The following is a 21,566-nucleotide window of genomic DNA, read 5'->3' as shown; positions in this document are numbered from 1 at the left end:
TCCGCAGGCCGCCCCGTGAAGGACACAGGAACGAGGCACCCAGATGACCGACCCCGTGACGCTGGCCGGCGACGGCCGGCTCGGCGAATTCGACGAGAAGAGGGCCGAGAACGCCGTTCGGGAACTCCTGATCGCGGTCGGCGAGGACCCCGACCGTGAGGGACTTCGGGAGACCCCGGCGCGGGTCGCACGGGCGTACAAGGAGATATTCAGCGGGCTGTGGCAGAAGCCCGAGGATGTGCTGACGACGACGTTCGACATCGGGCACGACGAAATGGTGCTCGTGAAGGACATCGAGGTGTACAGCACCTGTGAACATCATTTGGTGCCGTTCCGTGGCGTCGCGCACGTCGGGTACATCCCGGCCACCAGCGGAAAGATCACCGGGCTGTCCAAGCTGGCCCGGCTCGTGGACGTCTATGCCCGGCGCCCGCAGGTGCAGGAACGACTCACCACGCAGATCGCGGACTCGCTGATGGAGATTCTGGAGCCGCGCGGCGTCATCGTGGTCGTGGAGTGCGAGCACATGTGCATGTCGATGCGCGGCATTCGCAAGCCCGGCGCGAAGACGCTGACGTCGGCCGTGCGGGGGCAGCTCAGGGACGCGGCGACGCGGAACGAGGCGATGAGCCTCATCATGGCGCGCTGACGCCCGACGTCACGTCGTGGGGGCCGCGCCCGTGCCGTCGTGTTCGTCGTCTTCCGGGAGTTTGCAGACGCGTTCCAGGAAGATGGCCGCCGCTATGACGCCGATGCCCGCGACGACGGAGAGGCCGGCGTAGATGGCCTGGTCGCGGCGGGCGGGGATGTCGAGGGACTCCAGCAGGAAGACGCCGGTGCCGCCGTACATGCCGGAGACGAGGGCGGCGACCAGGGCGCTGGCATGGCCGAAAACGACTGCTCGGGCCGCCATCATGGGGTCGACGCCCTTGGCGTCGGGCTGCCGCTCGCGCTGGGCCTTCAGGCGGGCGCGGAGCGAGAGCGCCGTGGCCAGGAGGACCACGGCGATCAGGGCCAGGACGATGGGGGCGGCCAGGGGGACGCTGGGGAGCGTGCCGATCGAGTTCCACAGGCGGGCGCCTGCCCAGGACAGGACCCCGGCCACGACGAAGACGGCGGCCAGCAACCTGATGCGCAGCTCTCTCACGGTGTCCCTTCGCTTCCCCGGCGGTGGCCCCGTTCCGCGGCCGTCTTGACCTTAACGGCTACTCGGGCAGCCGGAGTTCCAGGTCCTTGCGGGGTTCGACGCCCGTGCGGGTGACGGCGTCCAGCAGGCCCGCGACCGGTCCGCGGCCCGGCAGCTGCGCCTCCGGGTCGAGGTCGTGCCAGGGGGCCAGGACGAAGGCGCGCTCGTGGGCGCGGGGGTGGGGGAGAGTGAGCTGCGGGTCGTCGGAGACCACATCGGCGTACGACACGATGTCGACGTCCAGGGTGCGGGGGCCCCAGTGCTCGTCCCGGACGCGGTGGAAGGCCTCCTCGACCGCGTGCGCGCGCTCCAGGAGCGAGGAGGGCGGGAGGGTGGTCTTCAGAACGACGACCGCGTTGAAGTAGGCGGGCTGGCTGCCGGGCTCAACGCCCCAGGGTTCGGTCTCGTAGACCGGGGAGACGCCCTTGATGCGGAGGCCGGGGGTGTCCTCGAGGGCGTCGACGGCTCCCTGGAGGGTCTCCAGGCGGTTGCCGAGGTTGGAGCCGAGGGCGATCACGGCCCATTTGGGGTTGCTGAGCGTGGTGTCGGCGGCGTCGACCTTGTCGACGACGGAGGCGGGTACCGGCTGTACGGTCGGGTCGCTGGGACCCTTGATGAAGGGTGCAGTCATACTCGGCTCCGGGTGATGGTGACGGTCACGTCGTCGAAGGGGACGGTGATCGGGGCGTCCGGCTTGTGGACGCACACTTCGATCTCCTTGACCCCCTCGTGCTTCAGACATACCTGGGCTATCCGCTCGGCGAGCGTCTCGATGAGGTTGACGGGCTCGCCCTCGACGACGGCCACGACCTCCTCGGCCACGATGCCGTAGTGCACGGTCTTCGCCAGGTCGTCGTCGGCCGCGGCCGGCCGGGTGTCCAGGCCGAGGACGAGGTCCACGACGAACGTCTGGCCCTCCCTGCGTTCCTCGGGGAACACACCGTGGTGCCCACGGGCCTTCAGGCCGCGCAGCGCGACACGATCCACGCGAATCACTCCTGCAATCGTCGGTCACGGCCGGTCCGTGCCGTGTGCGGGCGGCACACCGGCCTCAGTCGAATCTACCTGCGAGCCCGGACGGGGCCGGGCCACGGGGGTGGGCGCCCGGGCCGGGCCGGGCAGGATTCATCCAGCGTTTCCCCTGGCGAACCCGGTGGCTCATGGGTTGGTAGCCGCCCATACCCGGGGGTCCGTGATTCCAACCACGTCGTCGTCCCGCGTCCGGCCCTTGTGAGGCGCCTACCCACTCAGGAGGGGGTCTCCTCGCCCTCGTCCTCGTCGGTTTCGGCCAGAACGGGGGAAGCGTGGTGCGACCAGAGCTTCCACCCCTGGGGCGTGCGCCGGAACACGTTGGTGGCGACCACGAGCTGGCCGACGAGCGGGCCGAGTTCCTCGTCGCCCTCGGGGGCTGGGCCGCCGCTGAGGATGTTCTCCGTGCAGTTGACCAGGGCGGTGTCGCCGGTGACCGAGACGTGCACATCGGTGAGGAAGAACTGGATGTAGTCGGTGTTCGCCATGATCAGCGCGTACGACCGGAGGACCTCGCCGCGGCCGGTGAGCACGGGCCAGCCGGGGTGGACGCAGGAGACCACGCCGGTGTCGGCCGGGTCGTGGTAGGACTCGTCGACGCCCAGGTCGGAGGGGGTCAGCCAGAGCGACGCCAGTTCCTCGAAGTCGCCCTGCTCCAGCGCCTCGTAGAAGGCGGTGTTGGCGGCTTCGACCTGTTCGACGTCGGTGTGCGGGGCGCTCACCGGGCTCCTTCTGCGCCGGGGCCCGTCGTACGCGCCCCTTCGATGGCGTGGGCGACCCGTACCGCGTCGGCCGTGGCGCGTACCTCGTGCACGCGTACGGCCCAGGCGCCGGCGTGTGCGGCGAGGGCGGAGACGGCGGCGGTGGCGGCGTCGCGCTCGCGTGCGGGCGGGGGCGGGCCGTCGGGGCCGGCCAGGACCCGGCCGAGGAAGCGCTTGCGGGAGGCGGCGACGAGCAGCGGGTGGCCGAGGCGCAGGACCCGGTCGAGGCTCGCGAGGAGTGCGAGGTCGTGCTCGGCGTCCTTGGAGAAGCCGAGCCCGGGGTCGACGACGACGCGGTCGGGGGCGATGCCGCCGGCCAGGACGGCGTCCACGCGGGTGCGCAGCTCGTCCACGACCTCGCTGACGACGTCGGCGTACTCGCCCTTGACGTTGCCGCCCTGGAGGAAGCCGCGCCAGTGCATGACGACGAAGGGGGCGCCGGCGTCGGCGACGGCCGGGATCATGCGGGGGTCGGCGAGGCCGCCGCTGACGTCGTTGACGAGGACGGCGCCCGCCGCGAGGGCCCGTTCGGCCACGGAGGCGCGCATGGTGTCGACGGAGACGGTGACGCCCTCGGAGGCCAGGCCGCGGACGACGGGGATGACGCGGCGCAGTTCCTCGGCCTCGTCCACCCGGGCGGCGCCCGGGCGGGTCGACTCGCCGCCGACGTCGACCAGGTCCGCACCCTCGGTGACCAGGTCGAGGCCGTGTTTGACGGCGGTCGTGGTGTCGAAGAAGCGGCCGCCGTCGGAGAAGGAGTCGGGGGTGACGTTCACGACTCCCATGACCGCGCAGCGGTCCCATTCCGGTAGGCCCGCCACGCGCCCGCGTCCGCTCTGGTTGCTCATATGTTCAGCGTAGGCCCCGGCGGGGGCCGTCAGGCGCTGCGGCCCAAGTGACGGCCCCGTGCGGGGCTCGGTCATGCGGCCCGGACGTTGCGTTCCGCCGTCGTGCCGTGGGGGCAGGGGCGGCGGCCGGCCGGGCCGCGGCGGCGCAGGAAGCGCGGCAGGGGGAGGGCGAGGTTGACGAAGCCCTCGGCCTGCATGGCGGCGAATCCGATGCGGGGCAGGTCCGCGGAGGCGCGGTAGACGACGAAGCGGGGTTCCCAGCGCGGCCGGAACTTGGCGTTGAACTTGTACAGGGACTCGATCTGGAACCAGCGGGAGAGGAAGACGAGCAGTCCGCGCCAGGCGCGCAGCACCGGGCCGGCGCCGATCTTCTCGCCGCGTGCCAGTGCGGCGCGGAACATGGCGAAGTTGAGGGAGACGCGTGTGATGCCGAGCTTGGGGGCGGCCTGGAGGGCGGCGACGATGAGCAGTTCGTTCATGCCGGGGTCGGCGGAGCGGTCGCGGCGCATCAGGTCCAGGGAGGCGCCGTCGGTGCCCCACGGGACGAAGTGCAGGATCGCCTTCAGGTCGCCGTATTCGCCCGGGTGGTCGTCCTGTTTGTGGGCGGTGGCGATGAGGCAGTCGCCGTCGGCGGGGTCGCCGATGCGGCCCAGGGCCATGGAGAAGCCGCGTTCGGTGTCGGTGCCGCGCCAGTCGTCGGCGGCGCGGCGGACGCGGTCCAGCTCGGCCTCGCCGAGGTCACGGACACGTCGTACCCGGGTTTCGTAACCGGCGCGCTCGATGCGCTTGACCATCTGGCGCACGTTGCGCATCGCGCGGCCGGCGAGGGAGAAATCCGCGACGTCCACCACCGCCTCGTCACCCAGTTCGAGGGCGTCGAGCCCGGTCTCGCGGGTCCACACCTGGCCGCCGGTCTCGGAGCAGCCCATGACGGCGGGGGTCCAGGAGTGGGCCTTGGCCTCGTCCATGAACTGTTCGATGGCGCCGGGCCAGGCCTCGACGTCGCCGATGGGGTCGCCGCTGGCGAGCATCACGCCGGAGACCACGCGGTAGGTCACGGCCGCCTTGCCGCTGGGGGAGAAGACGACGGCCTTGTCGCGGCGGAGCGCGAAGTGGCCGAGGGAGTCGCGGTCGCCGTGCCGCTCCAGCAGGGCGCGCAGCCGGGTCTCGTCATCCTCGGTGAGCCGTGCGGCGGGGTGTTCGGGGCGGAAGGCCAGGTAGATGGTGGTGACGGCGGTGAGCAGGCCGAGGGCGCCGAGCGAGAAGGCCACCGTCCAGGAGGTGGTGCCCTGGTAGTCGACGGGGCCCTCGAAGCCGAACAGGCCGTAGATGACGTGGGTGATGCGGTCGGCCAGGCTCGGGTCGCCGACGATGCGCTCGGAGTGGACGCTGACGATGAGCAGGCCGAGCATCAGGGAACCGGCGCTCATGAGCACGAAGTTGGCGAGGGCACGCCAGCGGCTGCGCGGGTCGGGCAGGGCGTCGAACTGGTCGCGGTGGAGCAGCAGCGGTGCCAGTAGTGCCAGGGAGATCAGTACGCCGATCAATGAGTGCCGGTACGTGAACTGCGCGACGGCACCGGCGGGCAGCAGGGCGACGGCGGCCCGCCAGGCCCGGCGCTTGCCGCGCTTGAGGCCGTGGGCGAGCAGCAGCAACAGCACGCCGGTGCTGAGCGACAGGGCGGCCGCGAACGGGCCGAGGGCGCCGGGCAGTACCTCGGCGATGGCGTGCATACGGCTGTGGCGGAAGCGGGGGAAGACGCCCGCGGCGATGTCCAGGACGCCCACGAGGGCGCATGCTCTGCCGACCAGGACGGGGACGGCCTCGGGGCGCGGTCCGCGCAGCAGTTGGCGCACCCGGTTCACCGGTGCCGTGGGCGCCGCGTCGCTTCCGCGACTCGGAACCTCGACCGACATTTCCTCATCTGTCCTGACAGACATCGCATCCCGTAGTTCTGCGAGAGACCTTGGATCCGGTACCGATTCGGGCATCCGGCGACATTGCGCCCTCTAGGACGGTGTCTCGGAAGGAGAGGTTCACTCTCCACGTCAAAGCTGTTTCAAAGGCCAAGGAAAGTCCGGGACAAGCCCTCGCGAAAGTGTGATCGCGGGCGGGCCGGACGGAGAGCGCGGACAGGTAACCAACCCATGGGTCTCACGAGCAACAAGGTGCTGCTGCTGGCGGTGCTGTCGGCCGTGCTGCTGTTCGCCGGCACGGTCTGGCTGTGGCCACGGCTGGCCCGGCGCGGCTGGCGGGCGGTGGGCGGGCGCGTCGGCCTGCTGCTGGCCACGCAGCTGGCGCTGTTCGCCGCGGTGGGGCTCGCCGCCAACCAGGCCTTCGGGTTCTACGCGAGCTGGGCGGACCTGTTCGGGCAGGAGAAGGACCAGGGCGTGGTGGTCGACCACGCGCGGGGCGAGGGCCCGCTGGAGGTGGTCGCCACGCGGCGGGTGCCGGGGGCGGGCGGTGCGCGGCCCCAGGTCGGCGGCCGGATCCAGGAGGTCGGGATCGTGGGCCGGACGACCCGTATCGCCACCCCCGCGTATGTCTATCTGCCGCCGGAGTACTTCCAGCCGCGGTACCGCACCCGTTCGTTTCCCGCGGCCGTGGTGCTGACCGGCTACCCGGGTACGGCGTCGGCGCTGGTGGAGAAGCTCCACTATCCGCGTACGGCCCTGGAACTGGCCCGGGCGGGCCGGATGCGGCCGACGATCCTGGTGATGCTGCGGCCGACGGTGGCGCCGCCCCGGGACACGGAGTGCGTGGACATCCCGGGCGGGCCGCAGACCGAGTCGTTCTTCGCCAGGGATCTGCCCGACGCGTTGCGTTCGCAGTTCCGGGTGGCCGGAAAGCCGGGCCGGCTGGGCATCATCGGCAACTCCACGGGCGGCTACTGCGCGTTGAAGATCGCCATGCACCATCCCGATGTGTACGCCGCGGGGGCCGGTCTCTCGGCGTACTACAAGGCGCCGATCGACGCCACGACGGGTGATCTCTTCCAGGGTGACAAGGGGCTGCGGAATCGCGCGGACCTGTGGTGGTACCTGAAGCACCGGCCCGCTCCGGATACGTCGCTGCTGGTCACCAGCAGCAAGACGGGCGAGTCCAACTACAAGGACACGCTGCGGTTCATCGAGCGGGTGAAGAACACCGGGCGGACGCGGATCTCGTCGATCGTCCTCGAAAGCGGCGGGCACAACTTCAACACCTGGCGGCGCGAGATTCCGGCGACGCTGGAGTGGATCAGCGGGCGGCTGGAAGGCCGTTCGGGGGCCGTCAGGAATGATCTTGAGAATTGATTGAAGAGCAGATTCCGCTTCCTGCCGAGTTCTGATGCGGTGTGAACACTTCGGTATGGCTTTGTTTTGCGGGGTGGCTCACCATGATTCGCCTACGCGCGGTAAGTTTCTGGCCATGCCACGTGGACGTCACCGCCATTCCCCGCCCCTGCACAGGCTGCTCCCCCCGTCGGCGATCGCAGGCGTCTCCCTCGTCTGCGCCCTGGGGCCCTGGGTGTTCACGGAGCCGATGGCGCTCCGCGGTCTGGCCGCGGCCGCCGCGGTCACGGCGGTCGTCGGCGCGGTCGTGCTGCGCCGCTGGGACGCCCAGGCGGGCAAGCGCGTCGCCGACCTCACGCGCGGGCGCGCGAGCGACGAGTGGCGCTTCGAGGAGCGCGTCGCCGAACTGGAGGGCGACCTCGAGGAGTCCCGTGAGCTGCGCGTGAAGCTCGAACAGCGGCTGCGCGCCAAGCGCACGGAACTGGCCGGGCTGCGCAACGAACACGCCGCGCTGCTGCGCCGGTACGCCACGTCCGAGACCGAGCGCGCGAGCGTCCTGGAGGACCGCCGGGTGCTCGAGATCGAGGCGACGGTTCCGGTGCGGGCGCTGACCGCGGGGTCGGCGAAGACGGCGGACGCTGCGGCGGAGGGCTCGGCGGAGGGCACGGCGGAGGCGGACGAGGCACCTGCCGCTCAGGCCGCGGCCCTCACCGTCGAGGAGGAGCCGGCGGTTCCCGCCGTCTTCTCGCCGGAGGGCTCCCGGCTGTTCCTGCGCGCGGCGGCCGCGCTCGCCCGGTTCGACGGCGACACGGCCCCGGACCCCGACGGCGGCCCGGACGGCGACGGCGACGGCGTCCCGGAGGACGACGAGGACGAGCCCGCGCAGGAACAGAAGGACGAACAGCCGGACCGGCGGGAGCCGTCGCACGAGGACGAGGCGCAGGGCCGCTCGGAGGCGGTCGACGCCCACGAGCGCCCGGCCGTCGGCACGTCCGCCCAGGACGACACCTCCACCAGGGACGAGGCCGAGCGGCTCCCACAGCCCGCCTCAGGTCACTACACGGTGCCGACCGCCGTGGCCGTCGCCCCGCAGACGCCGGCACGGCGCCCGCGGACCGAGGGCGGGTTCGACTTCTTCGGTACGAAGCAGGAGACGTCCCGCGCCGCCCTGGAAGCCGTGCAGAACGAGGACCTGGCGGATGTCGTCGGCCAGGAGGCCCTCGCCCTGCACAAGGCCGAGGCGGAGGCCCGATACAAGCCCGCGGACGAGGAGTCGCGCGGGATCGGCCAGGTCATCGACCTGACCGCGCACGACGAGACGGAGCAGATCGACGTACAGGGGCTGCGCAGCGCGGTTTCCTGACGGGGCCGGACCGGGCGGCCGCTCACGCCATCCAGCGGTCCGGCCGCGCGTCCCTGCGCCCGGTCCGGGACCGCTCCGCCTGCCGGGCCAGCAACTCGCGTGCCTCGTCCGCGTCCCGCAGCCGCGCCCTCACCACCTTGTTCGCGCCCGTGTCCACACACACGTCGGCCACGCCCCGGGCCCGCTCCCAGGGCCCCTGCGTCATCCGTACGCTCTGCACCTTGGCGTGCGGCACCAGCGCCAGACTCCGCGCCAGCAGCCCGGAGTGCGCCGCGAACACCGCGTCGGTGACGGCGAGTCCGTACCCCCGCCACCACAGCGGCACGCACCAGCGGGCGCGGCGCGGTGACGGCGAGAGGGCCGCGCGCTCCGGCACGGTCACCCCGGGCAGCACCAGCGCGACGACGGTCTCCGCGAGCTCGCGCGGGGCGACCGGCACCAGCACGGAGTTGGACGAGCCCGCCACATCGAGTTCCACGCGCACCCAGCCGCGCCGCCGCCACAGCAGCGGCTCCACGATCCGCACGGTCTGCACCCGCCCCGGCGGCACCGTCTCGTGGGCCCGGTCCAGCAGGCCGTGGTCGATGCGCAGCCCGTCGGGCGACTCGCCCACCGTCCAGTCGTACTCGGCGACGAACCGCCCCACGCTGCTCGCGCCGGCCGCGCCCAGCAGCGGCAGGGCGACCGCGAGGACCGTCCACAGGCTGTGGGTGAGCAGCCACAGCACCGGCGGAACGACGAGGGCCGCGGCCAGCGACCCCCAGGTCGCGCCCGTCAGCACCAGCGACAGGGCGAGGACGCCGGGCGGTACCCGCAGCAGCTGCCGGGACGGCGCCTCACCGACCTCGTGCGCGGTCTCGGGCGCGAAACCGGCCGCCCGGGCGAGCAGTTCGGCCCGCAGTCTCCGCGCCTCGTCCGCGCCCAGGAAGGCCAGTTCGTCCTTCTTGTCGGTCCCTATGACGTCGAGCTTCAGCTTGGCGACACCCGCGACCCGGGCCAGCAGCGGCTGGGTGACGTCGACGGCCTGGATCCGCTCCAGCCGGATGTGCGCGGTGCGCCGGAACACCAGGCCGGTGCGGATGCGCAGTTCGGTGTCGGTCACCGCGAAGTGCGTGAACCACCAGGAGCAGAAGCCGTAGAGGGCGGCGGCCGGGACGATCACGGCGAGGCCGATCAGCAGCGTGGTCGTGGTCAGCCGGGTCAGATGGCGCTGCGCCCCGTCGGGGTCGTGCACGGCCCAGCCGATGAGCACGGCGACCGGCGCCCAGGCCCGCCGCAACGGTGTGACGGGATGCAGCCGCCGCTCGGCCAGGGCGCCGGCGGGCTTGGCGGGCTCGGCGGGCTCGGTGGTCTCGGGGGGTTTGGTGGTCTCGGGGGGTTTGGCGGTCTCGTCGGCCCTGTCACCCCCGGCGGTCTTGTGGGCCTCGGAGGCCCCGGCGGTCCCGGTGGTCATGTCGGCCCCGGCGGCCTCGCCGGTCCTGGCGCTCTCGGGTTTCGTCACAGCCCCGCCGATCGGGCCTCGCCGAGCTCGGTGAGCCGGTCGCGCAGCCGTTCCGCCTCGGCCGGGTCCAGGCCGGGAATCGTCGCGTCGGTGGCCGCGGCGGCCGTGTGCAGTTGCACGCTGGCCAGGCCGAAGTGCCGCTCGACGGGCCCGGAGGTGACCTCGACCAGCTGCATCCGCCCGTACGGCACGACCGTCTCCTCGCGCCACAGCACGCCCCGGCTGATCAGCAGGTCGTCGGCGCGCTCGGCGTACCGCCAGGAACGCCAGTTGCGGTCGATCATCACCCAGCCCCAGGCCATCAGCGCCAGCGGCAGCACCGCGAAACCGGCCCAGGCGGGCCCGGCCAGCAGGCCCGGCAGCAGCCCGGCGGCCAGGGCGATCAGCCCCAGCCACACCACCAGCAGCAACCGCCGCATCTTCAGCAGCCCGGGCGGCAGCGCGATCCACACCGGCCCGCCCTCGACCGCCGCCCCCGCCGTGCCCTCGACCACCCCAGCCGTGCCCTCGGCCGCCGCCGTCGGCCCCGTCCCGTGCGGACTCCCCGTATCCATGAGGCCAGCGTACGTAGGAGAGACTGTGTCCATGACTCCTACGACGGAGACCATGGTCGGAATCGGCGGCGCCGCGGAGAGCACCGACATGGTGCTCAACATCGGACCCCAGCATCCCTCCACGCACGGCGTGCTGCGGCTGAAGCTGGTCCTGGACGGCGAGCGCATCCAGCACGCGGAGCCGGTGATCGGCTATATGCACCGCGGCGCGGAGAAGCTGTTCGAGGCGCGCGACTACCGCCAGATCATCATGCTGGCCAACCGCCACGACTGGCTGTCTGCCTTCTCCAACGAGCTGGGCGTCGTCCTCGCCGTGGAGCGGATGCTCGGCATGGAGGTCCCCGAGCGCGCGGTGTGGCTGCGCACCCTGCTCGCCGAGCTGAACCGGGTGCTCAACCACCTGATGTTCCTCGGCTCGTACCCGCTGGAACTCGGCGGGATCACCCCGATCTTCTACGCCTTCCGGGAGCGCGAGGAGCTCCAGCACGTCATGGAGGAGGTCTCCGGCGGGCGGATGCACTACATGTTCAACCGCGTCGGCGGCCTCAAGGAGGACCTCCCGGCCGGGTGGACCACGCGCGCGCGTTCCGCCGTCGCGGACGTGCGCTCGCGGATGGACCGGTTCGACGACCTGGTGCTCGGCAACGAGATCTTCCGGGGCCGCACCCGGGGCGTCGGCAGGCTCACGCCCGAGGCCGTGCACGCGTACGGGGTCAGCGGGCCGATCGGGCGCGGCTCCGGCGTCGACTTCGACCTGCGCCGGGACGAGCCGTACCTGGCCTACGGCGAGCTGGGCGACGTCCTGAAGGTGGTGACCCGGCAGGAGGGCGACTGCCTGGCCCGCTTCGAGTGCCTCCTGGAACAGACGCACAACGCGCTCGACCTGGCCGACGCCTGCCTCGACCGGCTCGCCGAGCTGCCGCCCGGGCCGGTCAACCAGCGGCTCCCCAAGGTGCTGAAGGCGCCCGAGGGCCACACCTACGCCTGGACCGAGAACCCCCTCGGCATCAACGGCTACTACCTGGTCAGCAAGGGCGAGAAGACCCCGTACCGGCTGAAGCTGCGCTCGGCGTCGTACAACAACATCCAGGCGCTGACGGAGCTGCTGCCGGGGACGCTGGTCGCGGACATGGTGGCGATCCTGGGGTCGATGTTCTTCGTGGTCGGGGACATCGACAAGTAGCTCCCGGCCAGCAGGCCCAGCACCCAGCAGGCCCAGCACCCAGCAGGCCCAGCAGGCCCTCAGCCGCAGAGCACGTCGGGGATGTCCACCGGCTGCACCAGCCACCCGAAGTCGCCAAGACCTCCCGCCGCCGTGAGCTCGGCGGCCTCCCCGGCGCTCGCGAGGGCGCGTACGTAGGCGCCCGGGTCGGTGGACGCGAGCGTGAGCGGGGGGCGTGCGCCGGTCACGCCCAGGGCGTGCAGCGCCTCACGCTGGGGGAGGAGCCGCCCGCCGGGCAGCGCGCACGCGTCGAGCGCGACATGGGCGGTGATGTCGCAGGAGCCGTCCGGTACGGGTGTGGTCTCGCGGCCCTCCCGGAACCCGGTGAGCGTCCCGAAGGGCGGCCGCGCATCCGCCGTGTGCGCGTAGTCCACGGCGACGGCGAGCCCCCGGTCGAGCGTGGCGACCGCCGAAGCCCAGGCCTCGTCCCTGGTCGGGCCGATCTCGGCCCGCAGCCCCGCCTCGCCGGCCAGCGGCCACCACCGCTCCAGCCACCGCGCCTGATCCCCTCCGACCGGCTCCCCGAGCCGCTCGCTCCCGTCCTCCCGGACCAGCACCAGCCGGGCCGTACCCGCGGAGTCCACCTCCGCGACCTCCACCGGCACGTTGTCCAGCCACTCGTTGGCGAACAGCAGCCCCGTCGTCCTTTCCGGGGGCGCGGCCAGCCACTCGATCCGGTGATCGAGTCCCGTGGGCCGCCCGGCGATCTCCACGGCGTACGCGCGGGTGCGGGCCGCCACCTCGGCCGGGAGCGCGGCGAGCACCCCGCCGGCCAGCTCGCCCCGCCCGGCCGCCATGTCGACGAAGTCCAGCACCGCGGGCCGCCCCAGCGCCTCGTCGACCCGGCACAGCAACCGCGCCACGGCCCCCGCGAACAGCGACGACGCGTGCACGGACGTACGGAAGTGCCCGGCCGGTCCCTCATCCCGCCGGTAGAAGCCGGCCGGCCCGTACAGCGCCTCCTCCACCGCGGCCCGCCACCCACGCCACTCGGAACCCTCGGTCCCCTCGCCTCTCGTCCCTGGTGTCACGGGGCCAGGCTAGGCGCACACAACGAACGCAACTCCACCTTGCGGAGTACGTGCGCCCGGTACGGATCGGTCCTCCGGTTGACCCCTGCACCTATCGCGCTTCCCTACGCTGGGTTACGTGCAGCGCCTCTATGACTTCCTCCGCAGGCACCCGATGTGGGTCGACGGCTCCTGGGCCGTGGTCCTCCTCGGGATCTCCGTGGTCGGCGGAGCGGCGAACGGCTACGGCTCACCGGCCGTCGCCGTTCCGCTCACGCTGCTGCTGTGCCTGGTGGTCGCGCTGCGCCGCCGCCTGCCGGAGAAGATGCTGCTGCTCGCGACCGCGGTCGGCGTGGCCCAGCTGATCACCGATGTGGAGCGGGGTCCGGCCGACTTCGCCCTGCTGGTGATCGTCTACACCGTCGCGGCGGAGGGCGCGCGCTGGGCCTCCCGTTTCGCGCTGGGCGCGGGCCTGTGCGCGGCCCCCGTGTCCCAGCTGCGCTGGCCCAGCGATCAGACGAACGTCGCGGGCAACATCGCTCTGACGGTCTTCATGGCCGTGCCCTTCGCCCTCGCCTGGGTGCTGGGCGACTCCATCCGCACCCGCCGCGCCTACTTCGCACAGCTGGAGGAGCGGGCCGCCCGCCTGGAGAAGGAGCGCGAGGCGCAGTCCAAGGTCGCCGTCGCCGCCGAACGCGCCCGGATCGCACGCGAGTTGCACGACGTCGTCGCGCACAACGTCTCGGTGATGGTGGTCCAGGCCGACGGCGCCGCCTACGTCCTCGACGCGGCTCCCGACCAGGCCAAGAAGGCCCTGGAGACCATCTCCTCCACCGGCCGCCAGGCACTCGCCGAGATGCGCCGCCTGCTCGGCGTGCTGCGCACCGGGGAGCACCAGGAGGCCGGCGAGTACGTGCCGCAGCCCGACGTCCAGCAGATCGAGGACCTCGTCGAGCAGTGCCGCGCCTCCGGACTGCCCGTCGACTTCAAGGTCGAGGGCACGCCCCGGCCGCTGCCCAGCGGCGTCGAGCTCACGGCGTACCGCATCGTGCAGGAGGCGCTCACCAACACCCGTAAGCACGGCGGGCCCAAGGCGGGCGCGAGCGTGCGACTGGTGTACTTCGACGACGGCCTCGGCCTGCTCGTCGAGGACGACGGCAAGGGCGCCCCGCACGAGCTGTACGAGGAGGGCGGTTTCGACGGCCAGGGCCACGGCCTCATCGGCATGCGCGAGCGGATCGGCATGGTCGGCGGCACCCTGGACGCCGGACCGCGCCCGGGCGGAGGATTCCGCATCAGTGCGCTGCTGCCGCTCAAACCCGCCTGACGCGGTCACACACCCCGCGCTGACACCTGTAACGCTCCCACTGTAGAAGAGACTTGGAAGAGGCCCCGATGACGATCCGCGTGATGCTCGTCGACGACCAGGTGCTGCTGCGCACCGGGTTCCGGATGGTGCTCGCCGCCCAGCCGGACATGGAGGTCGTGGCGGAGGCGGGTGACGGGGTCGAGGCCCTCCAGGTGCTGCGCTCGACCGAGGTCGACGTGGTGCTGATGGACGTCCGTATGCCGAAGCTGGACGGCGTGGAGACGACCCGCCGGATCTGCGCCGACACCGACCCGCCGAAGGTGCTCATCCTGACCACCTTCGACCTCGACGAGTACGCCTTCTCCGGGCTGAAGGCGGGCGCCTCCGGCTTCATGCTCAAGGACGTGCCGCCCGGTGAGCTGCTCGCCGCGATCCGCGCCGTGCACAGCGGCGACGCGGTCGTCGCGCCCTCCACCACCCGACGGCTCCTGGACCGCTTCGCACCGATGCTGCCGGGCACCGCGAAGCAGCCCCAGCACGAGCAGCTGGAGCGGCTCACGGGCCGCGAGCGTGAGGTCATGGTGCTGGTCGCGCAGGGCCTGTCCAACGGCGAGATCGCGGCCCGGCTCGTGCTGTCCGAGGCGACCGTGAAGACGCACGTGGGCCGCATCCTGACCAAGCTGGGCCTCAGGGACCGGGTGCAGGTCGTGGTGCTGGCCTACGAGACCGGGCTGGTACGGGCCGGCGGGCACGGCTGAGCAGGGCGGCGACCGTCCGGCTCCCGGCCGGCTCCCGTCGGCCGGCTGAGGATCCCCTCCTGTCTGAGGTTCCCCTCCTGTCTGACTGTCCGAGGCTTGCTTCCTGTCCGAGGATCCCCTCCTGTCCGAGGCTCCCCCCTGTCCGAGGCTTGCCTCCTATCTGAGGATCCCCTCCAGGAACTCGCTGCCGAGCCGGGCCACCACCGTCACGTCCAGCTGGTGCAGGACGTAGCGGCCGCGGCGGCGGGTGGTGAGCAGGCCCGCCTTCTTCAGCACGGCCAGGTGCCGGGATATCTCCGGGGCCGTCATGCCGTGCACCTGCGCCAGCTCGCCCGTGGTGTACGCGCTGCGGGCCAGATTGCGGCACATGCGCATCCGCACGGGGTGGGACAGCGCGGTCATGCGCAGGGCGAGCTGTTCGAGGTTCGGCGGGGCGGCGAGCTCGGGGGAGCCGACCGGGTAGTGCAGCACCGGCTGCCAGCCGTACCGGTGCAGGACCATCAGATGCGGCCAGCCCAGGCTCGTCGGGACGAGCAGCAGGCCGCCGTCGCCGGTGGACGTACCGTCGTCGCCGCCCAGCTTGTCGACCGTGATCCGGGCGGCGGCCTCGTCGAGTGTGATCGCCGGGGACACCGCGGCCAGCGCCTCGGCCATGCCCTTGCGCCGGAACAGGTCCGTCTTGAGCCGCGCGTCCGCCGCGAGCTGATGGCGCAACCGGGACCAGGCCTCCGCGAAGAACGCCTCGTCGCAGTCCTGGAGGAACTGCCGCAGCCAGGCCCGGATCGAGGGCGGGTCGTCCAGCAACCGCCGGCTGAACCGCATTTGCTGGGGCCCGCGCGCGGCGGCCAGGTCCAGGGCGCGGCGGCGCACCTCGGGGTCGGACAGCGCGGTGGGCCCGCACGAGCCGTACCCGAGGGCACAGGTGAACTCCAGTGCCGCGTCCACGAACTGCTCGTCCGACAGCTTGTCGAGCAGGTCCAGCTCCTCGGCGAGCGTGCCGCCCGGGAGTGTGCTCCGGCCCGGGACACCGGCGAAGGGCATGAACAGGTCCGAGAACGTCGACCGCCACAGGAAGTCGGCCTCGCACATCCGGTCGGCCAGATGCGGGTCGAGCCGCGCGGTCACGCCCGTCACCCAGCCCTGGAGGCCCGGGTGGTGGCCCGGCTCGGACAGCGCGTGCAGCGCCATTCCGAGCTCGGCCAGGGGTGAGGGCACGACGGCGATCCCCTCCGGCCGCAGCCCCGCGATGTCGATGTGCACGCTCATGCCCTTATGGTGCACGCCGCCACTGACAACGCCCCCGTCGATTGACGGGCGTCGTCAATCGACGCGACTTCGCCTCCGGCGCGGGCGCAGGGTGGGAGCACCGGGGCAGCCGCGGAGCCTTCGGACCTCCATCACCCGACCAGCCGAGGCGATCCACGATGAGCATCACGCAGCAGCACCTCCTCGACCTCTACCGCGCCCAGCAGCTCGGCGAGCCCACCCCACCCGCACCGGGCACCCACGACCGGCGGGTCGTCCGAGAGTGGCGCGACGAGCGCCGATTCCGTGCGGTCCTGGCCGGGCGCCCGGCCGGCGGCCGACAGCGGATCCGGTACGCCCTGGGCCGGTGGCTGCACCCCCGCCGCCGCTTCACCGGCTGACCACTCCGGCCGCACGCCGCCGACCGACCGCCACCGCGCGAGGCCGGCGGCCTGCTGCCCGATTCCGGCTACCTGCCGCCCTCCCCGGGCAACCGGGCGACGAACTCCGTGACCGCCGTCTTCACGTCCTCGGCGGTCCACTCCAGCCCGGGGGCCCGCACGCTCACCTCCGTGCGGGCCAGCCCCGGACCGCCCCGGCCCCAGGCGGCGGCGAACAGGAAGACACCCGTCTCCTCGGCCGTCCTGACCGCCGCCTCCCCGACCACGTCCGCCTCGTACGGCAGCCAGACCTGGAAGTCGTGGGTGTGCGGCACCTCCGGGTAGACGCGGGCCCACGGCAGCCCGGCCGCCGCGAACCCCTCGCGCAGGGCGGCCGCCACCACGCGCGCGTGGGCGACGTACTCCGGCAGCCGGGGCAGCTCCCGCTCCAGTCCGGCCAGCGCCGACAGAGCCGTGGGGAACTGCTGGAAGACCTCCCCGCCGTACCGGTGCCGCCAGGTCTTCGCCTCCTCCACCAACTCCTTCGGACCGGCGAGCGCCGCACCTCCGACCGCCTCCAGGGCCTTGTAGAACGACACGTAGACGCTGTCCGCCAGGCCCGCGATCTCCTCCACGGACCGGCCGAGGTGGACCGTGGACTCCCACAGCCGGGCCCCGTCGAAGTGCACCACGGCGTCCCGCTCCCGAGCGGCCTCCACCACCTCCGTGAGCTCCTCCCAGGAGGGCAGCACGAAACCGGCCTCCCTGAGGGGGAGTTCCAGCATCAGCGCCCCGAAGGGCTCCTCGAAGTCGCGCACCTCGGCGGCGGTGGGCAGCCGCGGCTCGTCCGTCACACGCACCGGGCGCAGACCGCCGACCTCGCTGAACGCGTTCCGCTCGTGCACCTCGGGATGGCCGAGCGCGTGCAGGGCGACGGTCGGGTTGCCGGTGCGGCCCGCCCAGCAGCGCAGGGCCACCTGCTGGGCCATCGTGCCCGTCGGGAAGAACGCGGCGGCCTCGGTGCCGAGCAGCCCGGCGACCTTCGCCTCCAGCGCCCCGACGACCCCGTCGCCGTACGCGTCGGACAGCTCGTCCAGGTCGTACAGGTCCCCCACCCCGGCCAGCTCCGCCAGACGCTCCCGGAGCGTCTTGTGGAAGGCGAAGCGCGCGAGCACCCGCCGTGCGCCGCGATGGGCGGCCAGCCGCCGCTCACGGAGCCCCGTCAGCTGCTCCTCGTCCTGCTGTTCCGTCGTCTCAGTCATGCCCCGGATCCTGCCTCGCGCGCGTACGGGCGGGCACCCGCATTTCCCGCACGCCCGGTGGACGGTTTCCCGCACGCCCGGTGGACGGTTTCCCCCACACCCTGTGGATGGCTTTCCGCACACCCTGTGGACGACCGAACACCCCTCGAACCGATCGCGTTAACATGACGAGAAATCGTCCGGTACCCGGAGCGGACTGGAACGGGAAGGCCGCCGTCGAGTGAACACAAGCCCACAGCCAGACCCCAAGGACCGCCCCGCGCGCCTCACCGTCGGCGTCGTCGGCGCCGGCCGCGTGGGACCCGCACTGGCCGCCGCCCTGGAGCTCGCCGGGCACCGCCCGGTCGCCGTCTCCGCGGTCTCCGAGACCTCCCGGCGCCGTGCCGCGCAACTGCTGCCCGACGTGCCCGTGCTGCCGCCCGCCGAGGTCCTCCAGCGGTCCGACCTGGTCCTGCTGACCGTTCCGGACGACGCCCTGCCCGAGCTGGTCGCCGGACTCGCCGACACGGGGTCCGTACGGCCGGGGCAGCTGCTCGTCCACACCTCCGGGCGCTACGGCGCCCAGGTGCTCGACCCCGCCCTGCGCGCGGGCGCCCTGCCGCTGGCCCTGCACCCCGCGATGACCTTCACCGGCACGCCCGTGGACGTCCAGCGGCTGGCCGGCTGCTCCTTCGGCGTCACCGCGCCCGAGGAACTGCGGCTGGCCGCCGAGGCCCTCGTCATCGAGATGGGCGGCGAGCCCGAGTGGATCGCCGAGGAGAACCGGCCGCTCTACCACGCGGCACTCGCCCTGGGCGCCAACCACCTGGTCACCCTGGTCGCCCAGTCCCTGGAGCTGCTGCGCGCGGCCGGGGTCGCCGCCCCCGACCGGATGCTCGGCCCGCTGCTCGGCGCGGCCCTGGACAACGCCCTGCGCTCCGGCGACGCTGCCCTCACCGGCCCGGTCGCGCGCGGCGACGCGGGCACGGTCGCGGCCCACGTCACCGAGCTGCGGCGGCACGCCCCGGGGACCGTCGCCGGCTATCTGGCGATGGCCCGCGCGACCGCCGACCGGGCCCTGGCCCACGGCCTGCTGAAGCCGGAGCTCGCCGAGGACCTCCTCGGGGTACTCGCCGACGGGACGGACGGCACCGACGGCACCGAAGGGGACGCCCGATGACCACCACCCTGCTGAGCACCGCCGGCGAGCTGCACGCACGCGTGCGTGCGGGCCGTCGCGCCGTGGTGATGACCATGGGCGCTCTGCACGAGGGCCACGCCACACTGATCCGCGCCGCGCGAAGCATCGCGGGCCGGGACGGCGAGGTCGTCGTCACCGTCTTCGTCAACCCGCTGCAGTTCGGCCAGGGCGAGGACCTCGACCGCTATCCGCGCACCCTGGACGCCGACCTCAAGCTCGCCGAGGAGTCCGGCGCGGACGTCGTGTTCGCCCCCGCCGTGGACGAGGTGTACCCCGGTGGCGAGCCCCAGGTCCGCATCACCGCGGGCCCCATGGGCGAGCGCCTGGAGGGTTCCGCCCGCCCGGGCCACTTCGACGGCATGCTCACGGTCGTCGCCAAGCTGCTGCACCTGACCCGTCCCGACGTCGCCCTGTACGGCCAGAAGGACGCCCAGCAGCTCGCCCTGATCCGCCGCATGGTGCGGGATCTGAACTTCGGTGTGGAGATCGTCGGCGTCCCCACCGTCCGCGAGGACGACGGCCTGGCCCTGTCCAGCCGCAACCGCTACCTCTCGCCCGCCGAGCGGCGCACCGCCCTCGCGCTGTCCAGCGCCCTGTTCGCAGGGCAGGACCGGCATGCCGCGCAGGAGGCACTGCGGGCCCGGGCCCGTGAAGTGCCCGCCACACGCGCGCGTGCCGAGGCGCTCAGCGCCATCGGCGAGTCCCGCGCGGCGGCCGACGCGCACGCCGTGGCGACGGCCGTCCCGGGCGGCCCGGCGGCCGTCCGCGCGGCCGCCCGCCAGGTCCTCGACGAGGCCGCCCGCCTCGACCCGCCGCTCGCCCTGGACTACCTCGCGCTGGTCGACCCGGCCGACTTCACCGAGATCGAGCGCGACTTCACCGGCGAGGCGGTCCTCGCCGTGGCCGCCCGGGTCGGGGCGACCCGGCTGATCGACAATCTCCCCCTCACCTTCGGAACCTTCGGAGCCGCCTCGTGACCAGCACAGGCATACGACTGCACGCGCCGGCGCCCGGCTGGTCCATCGACGCGGACGTGGTCGTCGTCGGCTCCGGCGTAGCCGGCCTGACCGCGGCCCTGCGCTGCCAGGCCGCGGGCCTGCGGACCGTCGTCGTCACCAAGGCCCGACTCGACGACGGCTCCACCCGCTGGGCCCAGGGCGGTATCGCCGCGGCCCTCGGCGAGGGCGACACCCCCGAACAGCACCTCGACGACACCCTGGTCGCGGGCGCGGGACTGTGCGACGAGGAAGCGGTCCGCATCCTCGTCACCGAGGGCCCCGACGCCGTACGCCGTCTCATCGAGACCGGCGCCCGGTTCGACGAGTCGTCCGAGGGCGGCCTCGAACTCACCCGCGAGGGCGGCCACCACCGCCGCCGTATCGCCCACGCGGGCGGTGACGCCACCGGCGCCGAGATCTCCCGCGCCCTGGTCGACGCGGTACGCGCGCGTGGCGTGCGCACGGTCGAGAACGCGCTCGTCCTGGACCTCCTCACGGACGCAGAGGGCCACACCGCGGGCGTCACCCTGCACGTCATGGGGGAGGGCCAGCACGACGGCGTGGGCGCGGTCCACGCACCCGCCGTGGTCCTGGCGACCGGCGGCATGGGCCAGGTCTTCTCGGCGACCACCAACCCCTCCGTCTCCACGGGCGACGGCGTGGCCCTGGCGCTCCGCGCGGGCGCCGAGGTCAGCGACCTCGAGTTCGTCCAGTTCCACCCGACGGTCCTCTTCCTCGGCCCGGACGCGGAGGGCCAGCAGCCCCTGGTCTCCGAGGCGGTCCGCGGCGAGGGCGCCCACCTGGTCGACGCCGACGGCACGCGCTTCATGCTCGGCCGGCACGAACTCGCCGAACTCGCCCCCCGGGACATCGTGGCCAAGGGCATCATGCGCCGCATGCAGGAGCAGGACGCCGAGCACATGTTCCTCGACGCCCGGCACTTCGGCGCCGAGATGTGGGAACACCGCTTCCCGACGATCCTCGCCGCCTGCCGCGCCCACGGCATCGACCCGGTCACCGGCCCCATCCCGGTCGCCCCGGCCGCCCACTACGCCTCCGGCGGCGTCCGCACCGACTCCCGGGGCCGTACGACCGTCCCCGGGCTGTACGCGTGCGGCGAGGTCGCCTGCACCGGCGTGCACGGTGCCAACCGCCTGGCCTCCAACTCCCTCCTCGAAGGCCTGGTCTACGCCGAGCGCATCGCGGCCGACATCGAGGCGAACGTCCTGCACGCGCGCGTGCCGAAACCCCTCCCGCACCCGGAGATCCCCGAGCATCCCCTGCAGACCGCAGAGGCCCGCTTCACGATCCAGCGGATCATGTCCGACGGCGCGGGCGTGCTCCGCTCGGCCGGTTCCCTGGCCAAGGCCGCCGACCAGCTCCAGCGGCTGCACACCGACGCCCGCGACGCCCTCGCCGAGAACGGCAAGACCGCCGAGCCCGGCGTCGACACCTGGGAGGCCACCAACCTCCTGTGCGTGGCCCGGGTCCTGGTCGCCGCGGCCCGGCTCCGCGAGGAGACCCGGGGCTGCCACTGGCGCGAGGACCGCCCCGAGCGCGACGACACCGGCTGGCGGCGCCACATCGTCGTACGCCTGAACCCGGACCGCTCGCTGGCCGTGCACACCACGGACACCACACACTTCCCCACGACCCTCCCCACCCAGGCCCCCCAGGAGCAGTGA

The 21,566-nt window shown here is 72.9% G+C and carries 21 protein-coding genes; 10 read left to right on the top strand and 11 right to left on the bottom strand.

What is annotated here, in order from left to right:
- The first annotated feature begins 43 nt into the window (after window positions 1–43).
- Entirely contained in the window at window positions 44–649 is a 606-nt protein-coding gene (gene folE / locus ACIBK5_RS30820; RefSeq protein WP_399024579.1) for a GTP cyclohydrolase I FolE, read from the top strand.
- Window positions 650–658: 9 nt separating this feature from the next.
- Here folE and ACIBK5_RS30815 read toward each other — a convergent pair whose 3' ends face one another.
- The 6 genes from ACIBK5_RS30815 to ACIBK5_RS30790 form a co-directional block, all read right to left on the bottom strand.
- Complete coding sequence (locus ACIBK5_RS30815; protein WP_399024577.1) at window positions 659–1,147, bottom strand: DUF3180 domain-containing protein; 489 nt, start codon at window positions 1,145–1,147, stop codon at window positions 659–661.
- Between the two features lie 58 nt (window positions 1,148–1,205).
- A complete protein-coding gene (gene folK, locus ACIBK5_RS30810) occupies window positions 1,206–1,817 on the bottom strand; it encodes a 2-amino-4-hydroxy-6-hydroxymethyldihydropteridine diphosphokinase (protein WP_399024575.1) in 612 nt (203 codons plus the stop codon).
- Complete coding sequence (gene folB, locus ACIBK5_RS30805) at window positions 1,814–2,173, bottom strand: dihydroneopterin aldolase (protein WP_399024573.1); 360 nt, start codon at window positions 2,171–2,173, stop codon at window positions 1,814–1,816. Before folB ends, folK begins: the two co-directional genes overlap by 4 nt.
- Window positions 2,174–2,433: 260 nt before the next feature.
- On the bottom strand, window positions 2,434–2,937 hold the full coding sequence (locus ACIBK5_RS30800; RefSeq protein WP_382490895.1) for a nuclear transport factor 2 family protein: 504 nt from the start codon (window positions 2,935–2,937) through the stop codon (window positions 2,434–2,436).
- On the bottom strand, window positions 2,934–3,824 hold the full coding sequence (gene folP / locus ACIBK5_RS30795) for a dihydropteroate synthase (RefSeq protein ID WP_399024572.1): 891 nt from the start codon (window positions 3,822–3,824) through the stop codon (window positions 2,934–2,936). Before folP ends, ACIBK5_RS30800 begins: the two co-directional genes overlap by 4 nt.
- A 71-nt stretch (window positions 3,825–3,895) precedes the next feature.
- On the bottom strand, window positions 3,896–5,740 hold the full coding sequence (locus tag ACIBK5_RS30790) for a phosphatidylglycerol lysyltransferase domain-containing protein (protein ID WP_399024569.1): 1,845 nt from the start codon (window positions 5,738–5,740) through the stop codon (window positions 3,896–3,898).
- Window positions 5,741–5,971: 231 nt separating this feature from the next.
- On the opposite strand from ACIBK5_RS30790, the gene ACIBK5_RS30785 reads away from it, so the two are divergent.
- Together ACIBK5_RS30785 and ACIBK5_RS30780 are read left to right on the top strand one after the other, a co-directional pair.
- Window positions 5,972–7,120, top strand: coding sequence for an alpha/beta hydrolase (locus ACIBK5_RS30785; RefSeq protein ID WP_399024567.1), 1,149 nt, complete (start codon window positions 5,972–5,974; stop codon window positions 7,118–7,120).
- Window positions 7,121–7,235: 115 nt separating this feature from the next.
- Window positions 7,236–8,462 (top strand): hypothetical protein, encoded by a 1,227-nt coding sequence (locus tag ACIBK5_RS30780; RefSeq protein WP_399024565.1) that lies wholly within the window; start codon window positions 7,236–7,238, stop codon window positions 8,460–8,462.
- Window positions 8,463–8,484: 22 nt separating this feature from the next.
- On the opposite strand, the gene ACIBK5_RS30775 is transcribed toward ACIBK5_RS30780, so the two are convergent.
- Window positions 8,485–9,915 (bottom strand): PH domain-containing protein, encoded by a 1,431-nt coding sequence (locus ACIBK5_RS30775; protein ID WP_399024899.1) that lies wholly within the window; start codon window positions 9,913–9,915, stop codon window positions 8,485–8,487.
- A 44-nt stretch (window positions 9,916–9,959) separates the two neighbouring features.
- On the bottom strand, window positions 9,960–10,517 hold the full coding sequence (locus tag ACIBK5_RS30770) for a PH domain-containing protein (protein ID WP_399024563.1): 558 nt from the start codon (window positions 10,515–10,517) through the stop codon (window positions 9,960–9,962).
- Between the two features lie 31 nt (window positions 10,518–10,548).
- On the opposite strand from ACIBK5_RS30770, the gene ACIBK5_RS30765 reads away from it, so the two are divergent.
- The gene (locus ACIBK5_RS30765; protein ID WP_399024561.1) at window positions 10,549–11,700 is read left to right on the top strand and encodes an NADH-quinone oxidoreductase subunit D; all 1,152 of its coding nucleotides are present in this window, start codon (window positions 10,549–10,551) and stop codon (window positions 11,698–11,700) included.
- A 59-nt stretch (window positions 11,701–11,759) separates the two neighbouring features.
- Here ACIBK5_RS30765 and ACIBK5_RS30760 read toward each other — a convergent pair whose 3' ends face one another.
- Window positions 11,760–12,770: an SAM-dependent methyltransferase gene (locus ACIBK5_RS30760; protein WP_399024559.1), complete on the bottom strand. Its 1,011-nt coding sequence runs from the start codon at window positions 12,768–12,770 to the stop codon at window positions 11,760–11,762.
- A 118-nt stretch (window positions 12,771–12,888) separates the two neighbouring features.
- On the opposite strand from ACIBK5_RS30760, the gene ACIBK5_RS30755 reads away from it, so the two are divergent.
- Both ACIBK5_RS30755 and ACIBK5_RS30750 read left to right on the top strand, forming a co-directional pair.
- Entirely contained in the window at window positions 12,889–14,076 is a 1,188-nt protein-coding gene (locus tag ACIBK5_RS30755; RefSeq protein ID WP_399024557.1) for a sensor histidine kinase, read from the top strand.
- Window positions 14,077–14,144: 68 nt separating this feature from the next.
- On the top strand, window positions 14,145–14,816 hold the full coding sequence (locus ACIBK5_RS30750) for a response regulator transcription factor (protein WP_193483021.1): 672 nt from the start codon (window positions 14,145–14,147) through the stop codon (window positions 14,814–14,816).
- Between the two features lie 156 nt (window positions 14,817–14,972).
- On the opposite strand, the gene ACIBK5_RS30745 is transcribed toward ACIBK5_RS30750, so the two are convergent.
- Entirely contained in the window at window positions 14,973–16,082 is a 1,110-nt protein-coding gene (locus ACIBK5_RS30745) for a DUF5937 family protein (protein ID WP_399024555.1), read from the bottom strand.
- Window positions 16,083–16,240: 158 nt separating this feature from the next.
- On the opposite strand from ACIBK5_RS30745, the gene ACIBK5_RS30740 reads away from it, so the two are divergent.
- Window positions 16,241–16,462 (top strand): hypothetical protein, encoded by a 222-nt coding sequence (locus ACIBK5_RS30740; RefSeq protein ID WP_399024553.1) that lies wholly within the window; start codon window positions 16,241–16,243, stop codon window positions 16,460–16,462.
- A gap of 68 nt (window positions 16,463–16,530) precedes the next feature.
- Here the strand turns inward: ACIBK5_RS30740 and ACIBK5_RS30735 are convergent, their stop codons facing one another.
- Complete coding sequence (locus ACIBK5_RS30735) at window positions 16,531–17,703, bottom strand: threonine aldolase family protein (protein ID WP_399024551.1); 1,173 nt, start codon at window positions 17,701–17,703, stop codon at window positions 16,531–16,533.
- 220 nt (window positions 17,704–17,923) lie between these two features.
- On the opposite strand from ACIBK5_RS30735, the gene ACIBK5_RS30730 reads away from it, so the two are divergent.
- From ACIBK5_RS30730 to ACIBK5_RS30720, 3 genes are read left to right on the top strand one after another with little or no spacing between them, the layout of a single operon-like run.
- A complete protein-coding gene (locus ACIBK5_RS30730; RefSeq protein WP_399024549.1) occupies window positions 17,924–18,862 on the top strand; it encodes a Rossmann-like and DUF2520 domain-containing protein in 939 nt (312 codons plus the stop codon).
- Window positions 18,859–19,860: a pantoate--beta-alanine ligase gene (gene panC / locus ACIBK5_RS30725; RefSeq protein WP_399024548.1), complete on the top strand. Its 1,002-nt coding sequence runs from the start codon at window positions 18,859–18,861 to the stop codon at window positions 19,858–19,860. Before ACIBK5_RS30730 ends, panC begins: the two co-directional genes overlap by 4 nt.
- Window positions 19,857–21,566, top strand: coding sequence for an L-aspartate oxidase (locus ACIBK5_RS30720; RefSeq protein WP_399024546.1), 1,710 nt, complete (start codon window positions 19,857–19,859; stop codon window positions 21,564–21,566). Before panC ends, ACIBK5_RS30720 begins: the two co-directional genes overlap by 4 nt.

This window comes from Streptomyces sp. NPDC050546, assembly GCF_044457425.1.
Lineage (GTDB): Bacteria > Actinomycetota > Actinomycetes > Streptomycetales > Streptomycetaceae > Streptomyces.
This window is presented reverse-complemented; position numbering and strand designations above follow the sequence as displayed.